This window comes from Paraburkholderia sp. CNPSo 3274 (assembly GCF_024206475.1).
Taxonomy (GTDB): Bacteria; Pseudomonadota; Gammaproteobacteria; order Burkholderiales; family Burkholderiaceae; genus Paraburkholderia.
Map to the genome: position 1 here is coordinate 1 of NZ_JAMBPR010000117.1, position 16,394 is coordinate 16,394.

Below are 16,394 nucleotides of genomic sequence, written 5' to 3' on the forward strand. Positions count from 1 at the left end.
TCCGGGGGATCCGGCACAGGGACTTCCGGAGGGTCTGCCACAGGGAGTTCCGGAGGGTCCGGCATCGCAAACTGTGTTGTGGTCAATATAGAGAAGAAGGTCACGGGCAAAGACCATGCCCAAATCAGGAAGTCGGAAAAGAATATTTGTGTCGACAATAAAGGGAACTCCAAGTTGGTTTCCGGGGATGAGCAGGAACGCAACAAGGGAAACGACGACAATTTCGGCGAAAACCAAAACGCAGACTAGGCTGCGAATGCGCCTTCGGTCACGCCCGGGCCTCGGACGGACCCAACGGCGGCATCATGAGTCTTGAGGGCGGGACACTTCAAGGTGAACCGCAGCCGTCAAATGCGTGATCTGCTCGGGTGCCGCTGAGATGACAGTGCGGAATGGCCGTTCCACTCAAATGCCTGCCCTTGGAAATGTGACGGCTCGACCGGCAGAAACGGGTCGAAATGCGTCCGCCGTGTGCCGGACGCTCGATAAATGACTAGGGGTAACCCCTGTAATGGTGGCCGCATCTTATTGTTCTTGCGATAATTGCGAACCCCAAAAAACCACGAGAGCCGCGTGCTGCCACGATTCAATGCCTCGATGGTCCTGCCGCCTTATACAGGCGACGACCCTACGCAGGCGGCGACCATGTCGCCATACAAAGCCGGGTTTCTGGAGTTCGCGCAGCAGTTTGCAACGTCCCGCCCGCGCACCGACATTCTCAACGGACTGCTCGCATATCGAGAAGCCCTTCGCAACGCTGGCATCACTACCGGGTTTCAGTGGTTCGATGGCAGCTTTGTGGAAGACGTTGAGCAGGCGAAAGGGCGTCCACCTGGCGACATCGACGTCGTCACGTTTGGTTACGCGCCCCGATTTCCTGACCCGGTTGCATATCGCGCGTGGGTTGCACAGCATCAGGCGTTATTTAATCCCCGCGAGACGAAACGCCTTCATAATTGTGATGCGTATTTTGTCGACCTGAACGTGCGTCCCGACCTCATCGTCGACAAAACGCGCTATTGGTTCGGGCTGTTTTCCCACCAACGTGAGACGGCGCTATGGAAGGGAATGGTGCAGGTGCCGCTGGATTCCGACGATGTTGATGCCCGGGATCTGATGCAGAACCTCCAGTTTGATGACCAAGGGGGCGACGATGCTTAGGAAGCTTGAAGTCGACGCGCTGAAGGCCGATCTCTCTGCCATCGAGGCGATGCTTACGTCCTTTACCGAGGACGACGATCCAATCGGCTGGTATCAGTTCAACGCCCGCAAAGAAGAAATCGAGCAGGCACTGGATCAGGTCGTCGCGCGTCCGATCACCCACGCGGAACTCGGCGTGTTCTTCGGTGGCCGACCCGTCCAGGGCTCACGCGGCATCAATGCTGACTTCGCCGGCAAGGCGCTCGAGGATTTGCAGGCGCTCGTTTCGAAGCGTTACTCCGGTCGTGAATTTGGCCGACTGGCCCAACGCGGACCGGTGCCCGGCGGCGACACGTCGCAGTTGCTCGTAACGAACATCGTGCGCGGCTCCGTGGGATTTGTGCTTGAGGAATCGGGCGACAATGCGCAGCTAGTGGAAACGCCACTGAAAGAAGCAGTCGATGAAGTGGCTGACATTCTTTCGCGGGTTGGTGCCGACGATGAGGCCGTATTCGAGGAAGCGGCGTCTGAACTGGATGAGCGGCTTCTGGTCACGCTCAGGCAATTCTTCCAACGCCTCGACGACTTCGGCGCGACGATGCGTGTCGTCGATGGCACGCGGGATTTCCTGCTTGATCGCCATGCAGTGTCGCGTGCACGTGAGCGTACTCAGGCCATGGAAATCGTGGAACGCGACGTCGAAATGATAGGCACGCTCTTCGTATTGCCCGAGTCGAAACGGTTCGATCTCATCACTATGGTCGAAGGCCAGCAGGTGATCCTCAAGGGAACCCTCAGCGCATCCGTGTTCCGTCAGATTCATGGCCAAGGCAACGATGAGCAGCAGCCAGTCGATCCGCGCGCCATCACTCGGACACCCTGGGTTGTCGAAATTAAGACCCGTGAGCTGAGCGAGCGGAACCGAGCGCCAAGGCAGGTACATATGCTGCAGCGGCTTGTGCGACCGGAGCCAGGTGACAACTAAGGACTCGAAGCCGCCCACGAGGCGGCTTTTTCATTCCTGCAGCCCTTGGAGTATGGGAGTTCTCACGCCCACCGAGCCCGCCAAGTGTTCGGGAAACAAGAGCCCGACGCGGCAAGAGGCGCCTCGTACTTTTTTGCCGTTAAGGCGCGCGCCGCGCGCCGCGCGCCCGGGTGCCTCGCCCCGACTCCCTGTGGTCGCGGGCGGTCTGTAGATTCTTTATAGAATCTTATTAGACAGGCGGAAAAAAAGTCATTGATAAAGCAATGACTTTTCATGGACAGAAAGCCCAAACTGTCGGGTATAGCGTCACAAACTATCGGGTAAGGCGTCACAAACTATCGGGCATAGCGTCACACTCGGGTTCACAGTCCCACGCTGCAGCCCACAGCTGTTCGACCTGCACACGCATCTCCAGCAGTTCGCCGGGAGTTGGGTCGCTGGCCCTCTCCATCAGCCTGGGACGAGACACATACACCCGGGGGCCATCAAGTCGGACAGCCCAGCCGCGCAGTTTGCCAACGCTGTCCAGGGCGTCACGGATACGCCCCCGCCGCTGCCGGTTCACGGCATCGCTACAGGGCCGCTTACCCCACACATGCGAGACGAGCGAATCAATATCGGCACCCCTGCCCGCCATCAGATGGCTACCTGGCCGAATGTACGCGGACAACCAGGTATGCAAGATTTTGGCCACTGGTGACTCAGACAGCGCCAGACGCTCGTGCAAAGATACCTGGATGTTTTGGCCGCCAAAAATCGCATCCGCCATCCGCCAATTTAATGACACGATGAAATGGTCCACGTGGTGTTGGTAGCTCAACAGACGCGAGGTGCCGCCCGCGCCCTTGACACCTCGATACATGACTACGGTGGCCATCTCATGCAGCAGTTCCCGCAACCGCCGATAGTCCGCACTGCCGGTATCCATGCCGGCATCCCGGAGCAAGGCATAAGCGGCGCACTCTACTTGAGAGAACTCTTGTTCCTTCGCCTTGCCGGTCGGTTCCAAGAGAAATAGCTGCTGCGCCAAGAGGTCGTTTTCTGTACCCGCCACGATGAGGCCGTTCGCCTTAGCCCCCTGGCGGCCCGTACGGGCCGCAATGGCCAGCAGTACGGATTGGTGAGCGGAAGAAAGCTGAACGCCCTTGAACGAGATTTCCCCACCGTTGACCTTGCCGCAAACGTCGTAGAGGGCTTCGCCCTTCTTCGAGGTCGGAACAAACAGGCCATCGAGGACATGGGCAGGGTCCAGTTTGGCATATCTGGACAGGTTGGCGCGGCTCATAACCAATCCCCCTTGCCCTTGCCGGCCTTCTTCACCTTGCGCAGCTCCACCGGGGCCAGGATGCCGCCGGCGGTCCTATTGAACCACTGGCTGGACTCCAGCTCGCCGTAGTTTTGCTTTCCCAACGCGTACCTCACAAAGTACCCGCGCCGGTCCGCGCCGATTGGCTGGCCGTCCATGCCTGTCCACCCGTCGGCCTCCTCCTCGCTCATCTTGGACAGGTTCCCACACCACCTGGCGTTATCAACGAGGGCCGATGCGCCCCGCGCGGCCTGGGCCATGCCGCCCTGTCCGGCGAGGGCGGCAGCTTTACTCGTGTGGTGCAGGAACATCAGGCCCGCGCCCGTCTGTCGGCACAGCAACTCTAATGCGGCCACCACCTCGGACATTTGGCCGTTATCGTTCTCGTCCCGGGTATGACAACGGCTCAAGGTGTCGATGATGATGAGCCGGGTACGGTCTCCAGCGGCTTTGCGCAGGGCGGTCTGGAAAGCCGTAGACAGCACGTCCGTATGGATGCCCTGCCGGGCGGATAGAGTTAGGTTGTCGGCAATGCTCTGACGGGCTACCAGATCGAGGCGCTGGCCAAGGGCATAGAGGCGGCGATGAATTTCTGCCGGGGGGTCCTCCAGGTTCAGGTAAATAACCTTGCCATGCTTAACAATCTGGAGACCAAGGGTATTTGCCTGGGGGCAATCAGAGGCGACGGCGGCGGCTACCTGCAAGGCAAAGAAGCTTTTGCCGGTGCTGCCTGGCGCCACCAGGCCACCAGGGGTACCGGCCATAAAGCCGGGGATGATGAAGTCCTGTTCGGGGGGAACGGTCCCGAAACAGTCCATAAGGTTCATTGCTGGCATCCAATTCTTCGCGGGGTTAGGTTTGTTGATATCAGGGCAGGCGCTGCAACGCTGGCCCAATTCATTTGGGCGTGACTTCCCTGGCTGCCGCCAGAGGCGCGCCTTAACGACAAAGCCAAGCCGTCGTCCTCGTTATCGCTCCCGGCCTGTGTCAACGGCTCTGGATGGCCTGGTCGCCGGGGTCGTCTGCCTGTCTTTGATTGCCCGCTGTACTTTGGAGTCTTCCAGGGCGTGCTGCACCGTGCGGCCTAGCTCACGCTCGGGGTCCTTGTACTTCCCGGACTGGATGGCAAGGGAATTGGCCTTCAACCCGTCTCGGGTCTCGACCTCGGTGAGGCCTGCAATAAGCATCCCCCTGGCGGCCTGATAATCGACCTTGGTTAAGCTGAGCTTCGCATACGTCCCGGCGTCCACTAGGGACTTGGCCAGCTCCAGGACGCGACGATAAATGCGGGTTGCAACCTGGGCGGCACGGCTGCCGATGGTCGGGGCTGGGGTGGCCAGCACGACCTCCACCTGAGCCATTACCTGGCGGTCTGCCACTGCCTCCCTAGCCTGCTGGTCCACCCGCGCGGCCTTATCGGCGCGCTCCGTTGCCATGGCGCAGTCAACCCGGGCGGTGCTGAGTACGCGGGTAATGCTGTTGTCCCGGCCTGGCTTCTTGTTCGAGAAGCCGGCCATTCTGAAGGCCTGCCCCACGCCACCGGTGCTCATTTTCGGGTCCCCGACCTGACTGTTTATCGGCTTGCCGACAGCCTCCCTGACCCTGGCCCGGTCCTGCTCGTCGTCGACACCTCTGGCCTTTGATACTGTAAGGACTGCTTGGTAATTGTCGACGCTGGATTGCTGTACCAGGCGCGGCTGATACCCGGCGTCCAGCAAGCGCTCCCGGCCATCATGGCACATGTCATCGACCAGAACGTAATGCCGGGTTGCGCTCTTCGGGGTGACATAAATGTCAAAGCCGCGCATGTTCTCGCGGGCCAAGGCGGAAAGGCGGGCCGCTACCTCATCGGCGGTGTAGAAGCGTTCCGGCTGACCCTCGTGATACAGGTGGTCAACATGCCGCGCGAAGTTCTTGCCCGTCAGGCCCTCGCGCCGGGGCACTAGGGTAATGCGGTAGCCGTCCGCATCGAGGGCGGCGGCCTGAGCCTGCCAGGCCTTCGACTTGGCCAGCAGGTGCCCGGTCAGAACAGAAACCGGGTCAGGGCTGCGGCCACTATGCCGGCCATCAGACCGGCGACCGCCGTTATCTTTATCCAGCTCATGCCCTGCGCCTTCTCCAGCTCGGCCAGCGTCTGCGCTGCCTGGTCCGCTAAGGCCTGGGCGGACTCTTCGGCTCGTTCCGCTGCCGTCTGCGCGGCCTGGATGGTCTCCTGCGCCTGGACCTTCACGGCGGCTTGCAGCTGCCGCAGCTCGGCGGTCTGTCGCTGCTGCTCCAGAGTCGCCGCGGTCAGACTCCGGGTTACGTGCTGGCTCAACGAGTCCAGGGCCAGGGCCAGGCTCTCGCTGTGCTCCAGGAGGCCCCGAGGTAGGTTCTGCAGCTCGTCCAGCGTCTGCTGCCATTGCTCGGACAGCACGCGAGGAGGCGCGGGAGGCAAGGTGCGCAAAGTCGTCATCTTGGTCATATCGCAGAGTCTTGGATAAGGCCGCCCATCTGAAATCCGCGCCGAGGTCGCCGGCTTTGAATGGGATGCCGTTGTATTCAAATGACATGCCGCTAACCTTCCCGGTGGTCGCGGCGTTGACCTTGACCGTTACCAGGCTGGCCTCCATGCGTGCCAGGAATTCCGGCACGTTGGGACGGTCGGCCAGGACCTCGGTCAAGAGTCGCTGGAGGACCAGGCGCGGGGGCTGCTCGCCGGCCCGCACGGCCTGGTCAATCTCGCGTTTCGTGGGCTTGCTCTGACTAGGCATCGCTATCTTTCCGTCCTGGTCGTAATCGGGGCCTTTGGTCACTGTCAGTCCGTGCACCTTCTCGAGTTCGGCAATGTGCCGGGTGCTGGCCAGGTTTTCGTTCTTGCCTAGGTACAAGGAGCCATCGAGCATGACCCGGGAGGCCACCACGTGGATATGCTGCCCTGCCTGGTCGTCATGGAGGATGGCGACGAACTGAGTTTTAGCCGGGTCGTAGCCCATCCGCTGCATGTAGTCGTTCGCAATTTGCGACCACTTCTCGTCCGTGATGCGCTCGTTTTCCGGCAACCGGAGCGAGTTATGCCATACCGTTTTCTCTATTTCGGGTCTCAAAACGTGGCCTATTTGGAACTCATGGGCTAGCTCTCTTGCATCTGCACCGGCCATAGTGCCGCCAACAATGCGGCCTTCCTCTTCGCCGTCCCGCGACAGGCAATAGTCCAGACATCCCCGGAACCCGCGCCCGCGCTTAATGGCCTGCATGCCCTTCACTGCTTCAGTCCTATGACAGCGAGCTGAACGGCCAGCAGTACGGCGCGGATCTGGCCAACCTCGATGCCCTCCAGTCCATCGGTGTGTAGATGCCTCGCGACCTGATTGAGGTTGTTGCCGACCCGGGCCAGCTCCAGGACGGCGGCACGATTAGTTTCGGGGATCGTGACCGGGGCACGGTCCAGGGCCAGTTCCCGAATGTATGCCGGCGTCCGCAGGTGCACCGCCTGGGCGCGCTCGGCCAGGGTGGCCAGCTCATAGGCGGTGCAATAGACGGACACGCGATGCGCCCGCAAAGGCTGGCCAGTCTCGGCAAACGGTCGGGGGCCGCGTGGCATAGGGGTTCGCTCCTGGGGTTGGGGTTAGCTCTCCGCAGGAGACAGGGAAACCGACCGTAGGGAGGTTAGCCCTGGCTCCTGACCTGTTGTATAGGGCGCTTCGTCCGCAGCTGGCTTTGCGGCCTTTTTCGGACGCGCGCATCCAGCCTTCGTCAGCGCGCGCTGCAGACGGCCGATAACAGCCCACAGCCTCTCCGTATTGGGCTCGCTCGGCTTCGCGCCGGCCTGCAGCGCGGTCACAATCCGCTCAATCCGAACATATCCGTAGTCGACGGTGTTGGAGTTGGTGGTCTTCTCGCGGCCGGCTTTCAGCGTCACCAAGTAGTCCGTTGCCTGTATGCGCTCTTCGGGCGTCAGCAGAGCCTCGATGTCGACCGGGAGCTCGTAAGTGTGCTTCGGGATCTTCGCTACGACCGACTGTCTTCCCCGGCCGACAGTTGGGTCGTAAATTGTTCGGATCAGCTGTAATACCTTCCCTTGTTCCCGAAAATGCATCTCATCTCCTGTGTTGATGGGAATCGGATCAGCACAATATTGACGCGCCGTAGCCGCATCAATCGAGCAAACAACAGGATAAAACCCGGTTCCTCTGCCGATTATCCGCACATGCGGACTGGTACTCGTGAGCGCATGCGGATACGTTTATTTCCAACATTCGGAGTCCTAATATACTGCTATGAGGATAGCTGTATGCGGATACATGGGTCGCACTATGCGGATACGAAAGTCATCCGCGAGGCTATCCGCATACGCTCAATGGCTGCATGCCCTTAGGTCTGCGCTATACCGGTACGTGGAAACATGGGGCGCGCACGCCGGGAGTGTTCCCGGCGATTCAGGCCAGCTATTCGTTGTCTTCTTGCGGGGCCTTGTGCGTCTTGGGTTCCCAGGGCTCAGACGCCCCCGCAAGGGGGTACTTTCTCCGGGGGGCCGAAAGGCTCCCCGTATTTCTTATGGCCGCGACCGCGCTGGGCGGGCCTAGGTTGCGTCGTCGCCCATTGTCTCGCATGCTAGGTCGGACTCCAGCGTTTGGCGAGGTCCTTGTCCCGCTTGACCACTACTACGGTTTTGAACTGGCGTCATCCGCAACCGCCGCGATACGCTCACGTTCGATTTCTCGCTGCAGTTCCATGCTTGGCTGCTCCCATCCAAACCCTGACAAATCTTGACGAAGCGGGTGAATCGTCGGTACGTCCCAACCCTTTACGTATACTCGAATGTAGCCCCTTCGTTCATCTACTTCGATTTTTTCGAGCGTTCTGGCAAGTTCTTCGCGGAGAAGTACAGTTTGATCCGGGTTGTCGGGTGCCAATGCCATTCTCGCGATATTTGCAAGAACGGCTTCGTGATCGATCCCGGCACGGTCCGCGAGGCGTGCGCGGACTCCGGCGAGGGCGGCTTCATGCTTGCCCAGTTTTGCTTCCTCCGCCTCAAGCTGGCGCACCAGCGTGGATGTTGTGATTGGGGTGGTCGCTTTGCCGATGGCATCTACGTAATTTCCCATCACTTTCTTTGTGGCCAATACCTGCCCCTCCAGAATGTCCGCTTGCGCTCTCAGTTCATCGACGGGAGCAGCGCCGATGAACTGCGGCAGATAGTGGCTGCACACGTAGAGAACAGCATGCTCCAGTTCTTGGGAGTTCACGCCCGGGCATTCCGATGCGCCCCGTACGCGAGCGGTACAGTAATAGCGCGCATAGCCGGGCTGCTTCTGCGAATTTTTGTTCTTACGGACAAGCGAATGTCCGCACGAGCACTGTGCGAGGCCGTAGAGCCAGTTGCGCCCGGTGGCGTCGCGCCGACCGGGGAATCGTCCTCGTCTGTCGGCCGTCGCCTGAGCGCGCAAGAACGTGGGTTCGTCCAGTACGCTCGGATAATAGTGCTTGATCGGCTCCCCATAGGGCACACGCTTGGTATCGTCATTCGGGTCAATGCAGCGCGGTTGATACTCACCGATTAGTGCGCGGTTTTTCAAGAGTCTGCCGACCAAGGATGTGTGCCACGTTGAGCTTTCAGTTTTGCGTCGCGCAAAGTCCTCTGGGGACTCGCCCGCTTTGCGCACAGACGGTTTGCCGGGGGCCGGCCATCGTTCTGAGTTGGCGCGACTCACAATGGCGACAATGCCGAATCCGTTAATCCGCAAGTCAAAGACGCGCTTAATGCTGGCCGCTATTTCGTCGACAACGTCAAAACCTGTTTTACTCTCATTTGCGCGAAGCCAGCGCGGACACTCGCTAGTCACAATGCGAGCTGCGGTGCCATCTGCTGCTCGATCTTTTTTCCGCTTCCAAACCTTGGCCAGCCGGTCGGCCTTTGCCGCGCTTTCGTTGTTAGCGCGCGACATGTAGACCACCGCAAGCATCAGGTTCGTTGCATCCTTAATGGCTTCGGTGTCCCAAACCTTACGGTCGAAAAGGGTAACCACTTTGATGCCGGAATCTACAAGGCCCATCAATAAACGCAGTGCAACATGAGCGTCCGCGCGACTTAGACGATCGAATTGCTCGATTATTAAATAACTCCCGGTGGCAATCTTTCCGGTGTTAACGGCCTCAATGAAGCGAGAAAGTGCCCCCTTCTCTATGTTGTGGCGCTTAAACGCCGATACGCCCAAATCCCGATAGCTCTTCGTGTCTAGCCGCAGATTGTGCTCCCGACAATACTCTTCCGCTGCCTCGACCTGTCGGTTCAGGCTGTCTCCGAGCTCCTGTTTCACGGAACTGAAACGCACGTAACTGTATGCAAGCGGCCGGGGGCCACTGTTCATGTGGGCTGCTTTCGAGACTTGTTCCATCTTTCGTGCTTGTTGTTTCGGGCGGTGCAATTATAGCCTCACGATGTCCATCGTTGGGCTGCCCGATCTCGAAGTGCGCGAAAGCCGCGAGCGCGTGCGCGCCGCGCTCTCGAACTGCGGCTTCGATTTCCCGGTGAGGCGCATTACCGTCAACCTCGCGCCCGCAGATTTGCCCAAGGAATCAGGTCGCTTCGATCTGCCGATCGCGCTCGGCATTCTCGCGGCGAGCGGGCAGCTTCCGGTTGCGGCGCTCGCGCACCGGGAGTTCGCTGGCGAGCTTTCGCTCACCGGCGCCGTGCGGCCGATGCGCGGCGCGTTCGCCATGGCATGCGGCACGGCACGCGCGCACAGGGATCGCGCAGCGCGTGTTGACGAAGCGGCAGCGTTTAGCCGCGAGGCCATGGCCGAGAGCAACATCCTTCGGATTCCTGATGCCGAGACCGGCGAAGCAACGCGCTCCGGCGTGCCCGAGCTGTATCTGCCTGCGCAAAACGCCGCCGAAGCGGCGCTCGTGCCAGATGTCGCGGTGTACGGCGCGGTAGACCTGCGCTCCCTTTGCGCCCACCTTGCGGGCGTCGATCCCGAGGCGCGCCTCGCACCCGTGCGCGCGGGCGCCCTCGACGCCGCACCGGCCGCTACGCCCCCCGACATGGCCGACGTGGTCGGCCAGCGCGGCGCGCGCCGGGCGCTCGAAGTCGCAGCGGCCGGCGGGCACCATTTGTTGATGGTGGGGCCTCCAGGCGCTGGCAAGTCGATGCTCGCCGCGCGCCTGCCCGGGCTCCTGCCCGTCATGACGGACGACGAGGCGCTAGCCTCCGCCGCCCTGCTCTCCGCGAGCGCGGCCGGCTTCACGCCGCAGCAGTGGCGCAAACGGCCGTTTCGCGCGCCGCATCATTCGTCGAGTGCAGCCGCGCTGATCGGCGGGCGCAATCCGCCGCAGCCGGGCGAGATTACGCTTGCGCATTTAGGGGTGCTATTTCTGGATGAGCCGGGAGTTTCGCTTTAGATCGGCAGTTGCTCAAAATTTTTTCCATTACCATTCAATAACTTGCCCGCCATCTTGAGCAATACCGAGTGAGCAACGACAAATTGCACCGGCTGTGGCAGAAAGGCGCTAATTGGGGCCAACAACCGTTACCAATAGCAATTGGCCGTCGATGCGACGGCAATCGCCTAGATCGACGCTGCCCCCGTCAGCCACTTGCTCGTGGATCACAGAACCACACGGGAAAAATCGGCGGCGTAACTCGCACGGTTACTCTTTCTGCTTGACTGCTTTGGCCAACATCGAATAGCCCACGCCCGCCCCCTTCCTTTTCCCTTCCACCCGCGACAAATCTTCAACAAATCCTTTGAGGCTATGCATAATCTCCGCGGCAAATTCCTTCGCTGACACCGTATCCCGCATCGTCTCGAGTTCTGCAATCATCGCCCGTCCGGCTCGCGCGACCTCGCCAACATCAATTGCGTCCCGATTTTCGTCAAAACCCAAAGACAGCGCAAAGGCCCAATCTACGTACCTGGACAACGACGCCAAAGTTGTGTGCCCTGTCCTCTCCATAACTTCTTGGGCAAACTGGCTTACCTTTAAAAGCAGCTCGCCGAAATGCTCCTTATCTTTGATCTCATAGGCACGAATCAGACGCAGGAGCGCCATTGTTATATAGCGATGACGGAAAAGATGAGGATGAGCTCGCCCCTCGATTCCTGCAGCTTTCCGAAGAATATGAAGCTCTAGGGTAATGGTGTTCGGTGTGATCGGTGCGCCGCTTTTCTCGCTTACGAAAACTAGGCCATGATCATTTTCGCCAAATTCTCTTTCAACCAACGATGCGCGGTAGAAGTCAATGTATTCAATAATAAAATCCAATTCCGAATGGTGTATCGGAACCAGTCTTTTTTCCGGTCCACCCGAGCGCTTGAAGGTTGGTAATTCGAGATAGGGAATAATCATTGATTTTGCTGCGCGAACACTTGCAACTGTCAGATTCGCCACCTCGATACGCCTGGCGCCGGTTGCCTCCAGCACTCTGAGAAGCGTGAGCCTTCTTCTTTTCAGGAAGCTGCTCGATTTAACGCAATGGGCAGCTTTGCGCAGACGGTTTATATAGTCTTCCGGGACTGGGTATCGCCTCGTTACTGCACTCAATTGTGGAAAACAGCTATGGTGCCAGTAGTACCGTACCACCGAGGCCCCCCGTTCCGCCCCCCTTCGTACTAACATTTTTCGGTTGGCAATAATATGAGGCCCGTCGGGCGCGACGAAGTCAGGTATGCCGCGCCGCTTCCCTACGTAATCAAGAAATTCCAGGCTCCTTCGTCCGATACCAACGACCGTGCGACTATTACGAACTGGTTCGCCGTTTGGTCGTTTCCCCTTGCACAACATATCGATGAACTCCTCGAACTGTTCGTTGCTCATCCGATGAAAATCAACCTTCTCGGCGTAGCAATATCGAACCAGATGGCTCAATTCAGAGGCATACGTGCCGGGCGTCCCACCTCTGTCCGCCAACGACAGGTAACGTTCCGATAACACATGCATATAACCCGCGAGCTCTACACACCAGCATCCGTCCGGCCAGAGTGGCAGCGGAATGCCGGAAACGTCACGGGTGAGTGTCCTCTCGCCGTTGTGCGCGCGAAATAGACGAGTGCCTTTGGGAGCGTTAACGAAGTTCTTTCGCTTTCGCCGTGTCGGGAGGTCTACGACCGAAGCTGCATCAGCCACTTTTCAGCCTCGCTATTTGTTTTCACGATCGGTCTGTCCGCCAGGTCGAACATGGCAAGCAGCGTTGCCTCTGTTTTGTCCCAACGTGCTACAAGCGCCGGGTCGCGAGACAGATTTGCTAGCTGCCGCCCCTCCTTTAAAGCACGGTGGAAAGCATTAGTGATTTGCCAGCAATCCACTAATGCTTGCACACGACTGACATTTGCTGCCACGAGATCGTCAGCTAGCCGTTGCTTCGTCCGGCGCTTGCCCCGACCTGCTTCCGCAGTAGCGGTCTGCAGCGAAGCGAGCGCGGTCAGCCTTAAGGTGTCTAGATATCGAAAGCCGCCGTAGAAAAGACGTTCTGCCACCCGTTCAATCGTACATCGGGAGGTCGCTATCACCTCGGATTCCGGCTTTGAGAACTTCGCAAGACGACTTTGCCTCTTTAGAGCAGACAGTAACTCTTCATCGGCAGTGAACTCTTCCGGCTTACTCGCTACTCCGGCAAGGAACCTCTCCAAAGCCACGATACTCTTCTCGTTTTTTGTCTTAGGTTCTCTCTTTAGATTCATTTCCGCTCCTTCAGACTAACAATAATCTTATATTTCTCCTTCGATGCAGCAGGGAAGAACACTGGCTCCACTGTTATATTTTTTTCCAACAATATTTTCAGATAATCTTCAAGCGTTTCAGCGTCGATGAGAGCATACTCCCGCGTTTGAAATCTAGCCTCTACAAGAGTCGCGAGTTCTTCACGTACGTGCTCGTGTATTTCAACAACGCGCTCCTCCTCTGGAAGTTGGAGTTCGTCAGTCAAAAAATATGCAGCAGCTTCGCGATGCATATCACCCGAAACGGTATTTGTAAGGTAATGCCACAGGTGCGCCGCATCGGTGTGACCTATGAACCATCGAAGTGTTTCTAGGTTGCTTTGACGCGCTCCAAAGAAGAACGCAATTATCAAGAATCGCCGGAATTGATGTTCCCTCAGATAGTAGCGCTGCCCGTCGCGATTAAGGGGCGTCTCAAAGAAGTCACAAAAGACATCGAGCGCGGCGTTGAAGCGGGTTTCCGTCGGCTGGACGATTCCCCTGAAGCCGGGCGTCGAAAACAGTAAGCCGGGTACTTTGAGGACGCCGACATCGACCAACCGTGTGTGCAGGTGCTCCACCAAAGAAATCTGCGTTGCAATGATTGGCGGTATAGGACGCACTTCTTCTTGGCGCACTCCGGCGGCGCCTGATTTCCCGTTCTTGAACACGATGTATTCGCGACTCGCATCCAGGCACCCCAAAACTGGTAACCGTAGAAGTTCCGCCCGCCGTCGTGCGGTAACAGGACCGATTACATGTTGGCAACCGCCGTAAAACACTTGGATGTTTTGCAACAAACCACGCCTACGCCTAAACTCCGGAAAGAAGTCTTGCCTTTCCCATCGAACGCTCGTCACGCCCCTTTTTTTGCACATTGGTTCGATGCGCCGGGAGTCCGCGTGCGTTCTTAGACACCATTTCGTGATACCCATGTCAATGGCACCTTTGGTCAAGAATTGACGTATGTCGTGCCTTAGTGTCAATTCGTGAGGCGTGACGTGCTCGTCTCTTGCTGCTTTTAGGATATTCACATAGCTGTCGAAAAGATCGAGACCAAAGGTGAGCGTGAACTCCGTACCGTTTTTAATTCCATCGATGACCTGCCAGATTGGCGGGTTCCGGTATCGCCCTGGCTTGGCAATACTGGCGGGGTTTACCAGCCCAGATTGTCGAACCGCCTCAAGAGCTTCGACTGGCACATCAAATCCAACTCTGGAGAGTGTTGAAAGACTCAGAAGAACGCGTCTGCGAATGCTCACATAATCATTGGACGGGGCTTCGCCCTCCCCCGTGCGAACGTCTACGCCACAGTATTCGCGAGCGTACTTGTCGACAGGAACGAGGCAAAGTTCTTCAAACACTGGCTTAACACCGTGCCCTGCGATGGTGTCCACATAGATAGATGCGGCGAGCCTCGTAGTCGCGGGGCTAAAGCGATAGTCGACCCTTTCCTTCGCGACGTTATAGAATCCCTCTCGCAATAGCACTGCGCGCCACTCTGCCAATCGCTCCGGCTCAACTGCAAGCGTCCACTCCTCCCTTGGTGTAGGAAACTCACTCAAGAAAGCATGCCTTTCCACTAACGCCGTCACAGCGTCCAACGACTGGCGCACGCGTTCGTCGAGCCACTCGCCTAATCTGCGAGTCCAATCATAGATGGCTTCGTGGTCGCCCAGGCAAGTCTCAAATCGATATAACAGCGACGCGAAATCATTCTCGGTCAAGACTCGCATCCCATGCTTCGCCAGCTTAAGTTCGTCCTGGTGCAACAAGAAGTAGTCTACTAATCTGCACGCGATGGCCGTCACCCGTTTCGCTGCTATATCGTCTAGCAGGCGCCCATTTGTCACCGATGGATGAGTCTGCGCGATCACCCACGACTGGAAGATATTCCTAGTAGACGTATGATTGGCATCTGTCAGAAAGCCTGAGCCGAATCGAACGCGCCAGTTCACCTCCCGCTCGACGCTGCCGAACCGCATTTTCCATATCTGTTCGCTGTATCCGGTTGTCAGAAAGGACGCATGCTTGAATGATTCGACATCTGGGCTTGCAGCACGCTCTAAACGGTCGAAAAACTCAATCGGCATTCCCTTAAGCATATAGCTCCTCCCGATTCAACAAGTCTTGTGAAGCCAGCCCCCGCGCCAAATTCAGCATTTCTTTAAAGTCATCGCGCGGCGGATGACTATTCTCAATAAACGCGAACAAGCGGACCGCATAGTCATGCCAAAGTTGTGCGAGCCGCGAGATGCGTTCGATCGACATCGACTCCACCGCAACTCGCAGACTCTCAAGAAGAGTTAGATTCTCAACGTTTATCGAGAAAATGACTTTGTCCGTAAAGTGGCTGCTTTTTAGTGAGGGTACATCCACGCCATTTCCCCCCCTAGGCTTCCACTTCAACGCGTGATTGCTGAGAAATTCGGTGACTTCGTCGAGTGAAGCAAAGCCAGTGGCCGGCAAAAGCTGAGGACTGTCCTTCAGCGCCTCAACCAGCAATCCACATTGGAATAAGCGAATCCACCGCTCCTGAAAGAAAGAAAGCAAGGGCGCAGGCAAATATCGCTGAAGCATGGCCATGTCAAGCTTCTTATGCCCTAACAGCTTTGCCAGCTTCTGGACGTTAGGATCTTTCAAATAGTGGCATACTGCGACACTCGCACGCAAAGATGTCAGAGAAAAGCGCTTCGCTAGACGGTCGGCATCTTCGAATGCTACGGTGCCGGTTGCAAGGAAGCTGTTGCGAATGCGAATGCTACTTAACGCGGTGGACGTTTCTTCTACGACTCTTACGCGGCGAGGATAGGAAAATCCCTTGCCGCACTGGAGAAAAAGAAACTTCCAAGAGGGGTCGTTTCGTCTCCTAAGGTATTCCCTCAGCGGGCGTGTGAGTTCGATTACTTGCGCAACGATTTCGGCATCTCGTTCCGACAGGTGCACCTGCTGTTCGGCCTCTTCTGGTCCGCGTCTGAATTTATATCCGTCGACAATCCAACCGACGTCTGTCTGGCCGACGCCAGAAAGTCGGTCTGAACCGCCCCGGGTTTCCCGGAGGCTGTTTTGCTTGAGTCACGCCGCGATGGCGGACCCAGCGAGTTTTGAATAATAAGCGGCTTCTGCCTCGGCAGGTGGAATGTTGCCGATGGGGCCGAATAGTCGACGATTGTTGAACCAGTCAACCCATTCGAGCGTCGCCATTTCAACGGCCTGCGGATTGCGCCACGGTCCGAGGCGATGGATCACCTCTGCCTTGTACAAGCCGTTGATCGTTTCAGCC

The 16,394-nt window shown here is 58.0% G+C and carries 14 protein-coding genes and 3 pseudogenes; 4 read left to right on the forward strand and 13 right to left on the reverse strand.

Going from position 1 to position 16,394, the window contains the following annotated elements; translation table 11 throughout:
* The 3 genes from M3I54_RS40695 to M3I54_RS40705 form a co-directional block, all read left to right on the forward strand.
* Nucleotides 1–249, forward strand: a 249-nt coding sequence (locus M3I54_RS40695; RefSeq protein ID WP_254345746.1) for a hypothetical protein, incomplete at its 5' end; no start/stop codon positions are given.
* 324 nt (nt 250–573) lie between these two features.
* Nucleotides 574–1,161 carry a DUF6932 family protein gene (locus M3I54_RS40700; protein WP_254345748.1) on the forward strand — a complete coding sequence of 196 codons (588 nt, stop codon included), beginning with the start codon at nt 574–576 and terminating at the stop codon, nt 1,159–1,161.
* Entirely contained in the window at nt 1,154–2,125 is a 972-nt protein-coding gene (locus tag M3I54_RS40705) for a hypothetical protein (protein WP_254345750.1), read from the forward strand. Before M3I54_RS40700 ends, M3I54_RS40705 begins: the two co-directional genes overlap by 8 nt.
* A 328-nt stretch (nt 2,126–2,453) precedes the next feature.
* Here the strand turns inward: M3I54_RS40705 and repC are convergent, their stop codons facing one another.
* The 8 genes and pseudogenes from repC to M3I54_RS40740 all read right to left on the reverse strand — a co-directional run bounded on the left by repC (nt 2,454) and on the right by M3I54_RS40740 (nt 9,808).
* Complete coding sequence (gene repC, locus M3I54_RS40710) at nt 2,454–3,410, reverse strand: replication protein C, IncQ-type (RefSeq protein ID WP_254345751.1); 957 nt, start codon at nt 3,408–3,410, stop codon at nt 2,454–2,456.
* The gene (locus M3I54_RS40715) at nt 3,407–4,258 is read right to left on the reverse strand and encodes a helicase RepA family protein (protein WP_254345752.1); all 852 of its coding nucleotides are present in this window, start codon (nt 4,256–4,258) and stop codon (nt 3,407–3,409) included. Before M3I54_RS40715 ends, repC begins: the two co-directional genes overlap by 4 nt.
* A gap of 141 nt (nt 4,259–4,399) precedes the next feature.
* Complete coding sequence (locus tag M3I54_RS40720) at nt 4,400–5,374, reverse strand: DNA-primase RepB domain-containing protein (protein WP_254345753.1); 975 nt, start codon at nt 5,372–5,374, stop codon at nt 4,400–4,402.
* Nucleotides 5,375–5,454: 80 nt separating this feature from the next.
* On the reverse strand, nt 5,455–5,895 hold the full coding sequence (locus M3I54_RS40725; protein WP_254345754.1) for a hypothetical protein: 441 nt from the start codon (nt 5,893–5,895) through the stop codon (nt 5,455–5,457).
* Between the two features lie 346 nt (nt 5,896–6,241).
* A pseudogene (locus tag M3I54_RS45565) lies at nt 6,242–6,667 on the reverse strand (relaxase/mobilization nuclease domain-containing protein); the annotation flags it as partial.
* Between the two features lie 5 nt (nt 6,668–6,672).
* Nucleotides 6,673–7,014 (reverse strand): plasmid mobilization relaxosome protein MobC, encoded by a 342-nt coding sequence (mobC, locus tag M3I54_RS40730; RefSeq protein WP_254345755.1) that lies wholly within the window; start codon nt 7,012–7,014, stop codon nt 6,673–6,675.
* Nucleotides 7,015–7,038: 24 nt separating this feature from the next.
* Complete coding sequence (locus M3I54_RS40735) at nt 7,039–7,509, reverse strand: hypothetical protein (RefSeq protein WP_254345756.1); 471 nt, start codon at nt 7,507–7,509, stop codon at nt 7,039–7,041.
* A 565-nt stretch (nt 7,510–8,074) separates the two neighbouring features.
* On the reverse strand, nt 8,075–9,808 hold the full coding sequence (locus M3I54_RS40740) for a recombinase family protein (RefSeq protein WP_254345757.1): 1,734 nt from the start codon (nt 9,806–9,808) through the stop codon (nt 8,075–8,077).
* Between the two features lie 43 nt (nt 9,809–9,851).
* Between M3I54_RS40740 and M3I54_RS40745 the strand changes: the two are divergent.
* A pseudogene (locus M3I54_RS40745) lies at nt 9,852–10,796 on the forward strand (ATP-binding protein); the annotation flags it as partial.
* Nucleotides 10,797–11,063: 267 nt separating this feature from the next.
* Here M3I54_RS40745 and M3I54_RS40750 read toward each other — a convergent pair.
* From M3I54_RS40750 to M3I54_RS40770, 5 genes and pseudogenes are all read right to left on the reverse strand, one after another.
* On the reverse strand, nt 11,064–12,539 hold the full coding sequence (locus M3I54_RS40750; RefSeq protein ID WP_254345759.1) for a site-specific integrase: 1,476 nt from the start codon (nt 12,537–12,539) through the stop codon (nt 11,064–11,066).
* Nucleotides 12,515–13,093 (reverse strand): hypothetical protein, encoded by a 579-nt coding sequence (locus tag M3I54_RS40755; RefSeq protein ID WP_254345761.1) that lies wholly within the window; start codon nt 13,091–13,093, stop codon nt 12,515–12,517. Before M3I54_RS40755 ends, M3I54_RS40750 begins: the two co-directional genes overlap by 25 nt.
* Nucleotides 13,090–15,216 (reverse strand): hypothetical protein, encoded by a 2,127-nt coding sequence (locus M3I54_RS40760; RefSeq protein WP_254345763.1) that lies wholly within the window; start codon nt 15,214–15,216, stop codon nt 13,090–13,092. Before M3I54_RS40760 ends, M3I54_RS40755 begins: the two co-directional genes overlap by 4 nt.
* Nucleotides 15,209–16,057, reverse strand: coding sequence for a hypothetical protein (locus M3I54_RS40765; RefSeq protein WP_254345765.1), 849 nt, complete (start codon nt 16,055–16,057; stop codon nt 15,209–15,211). Before M3I54_RS40765 ends, M3I54_RS40760 begins: the two co-directional genes overlap by 8 nt.
* Before the next feature lie 129 nt (nt 16,058–16,186).
* Nucleotides 16,187–16,394: pseudogene (locus M3I54_RS40770) on the reverse strand (IS3 family transposase); the annotation flags it as partial.

What these genes read in the sequence shown, in the direction of transcription:
- repC (WP_254345751.1), bottom strand. Translation starts at nt 3,410, where the DNA reads ATGAGCCGCGCCAACCTGTCCAGATATGCCAAACTGGACCCTGCCCAT.
- M3I54_RS40760 (WP_254345763.1), bottom strand. Translation starts at nt 15,216, where the DNA reads ATGCTTAAGGGAATGCCGATTGAGTTTTTCGACCGTTTAGAGCGTGCT.
- M3I54_RS40735 (WP_254345756.1), bottom strand. Translation starts at nt 7,509, where the DNA reads ATGCATTTTCGGGAACAAGGGAAGGTATTACAGCTGATCCGAACAATT.
- M3I54_RS40755 (WP_254345761.1), bottom strand. Translation starts at nt 13,093, where the DNA reads ATGAATCTAAAGAGAGAACCTAAGACAAAAAACGAGAAGAGTATCGTG.
- M3I54_RS40715 (WP_254345752.1), bottom strand. Translation starts at nt 4,258, where the DNA reads ATGAACCTTATGGACTGTTTCGGGACCGTTCCCCCCGAACAGGACTTC.
- mobC (WP_254345755.1), bottom strand. Translation starts at nt 7,014, where the DNA reads ATGCCACGCGGCCCCCGACCGTTTGCCGAGACTGGCCAGCCTTTGCGG.
- M3I54_RS40740 (WP_254345757.1), bottom strand. Translation starts at nt 9,808, where the DNA reads ATGGAACAAGTCTCGAAAGCAGCCCACATGAACAGTGGCCCCCGGCCG.
- M3I54_RS40705 (WP_254345750.1), top strand. Translation starts at nt 1,154, where the DNA reads ATGCTTAGGAAGCTTGAAGTCGACGCGCTGAAGGCCGATCTCTCTGCC.
- M3I54_RS40725 (WP_254345754.1), bottom strand. Translation starts at nt 5,895, where the DNA reads ATGACCAAGATGACGACTTTGCGCACCTTGCCTCCCGCGCCTCCTCGC.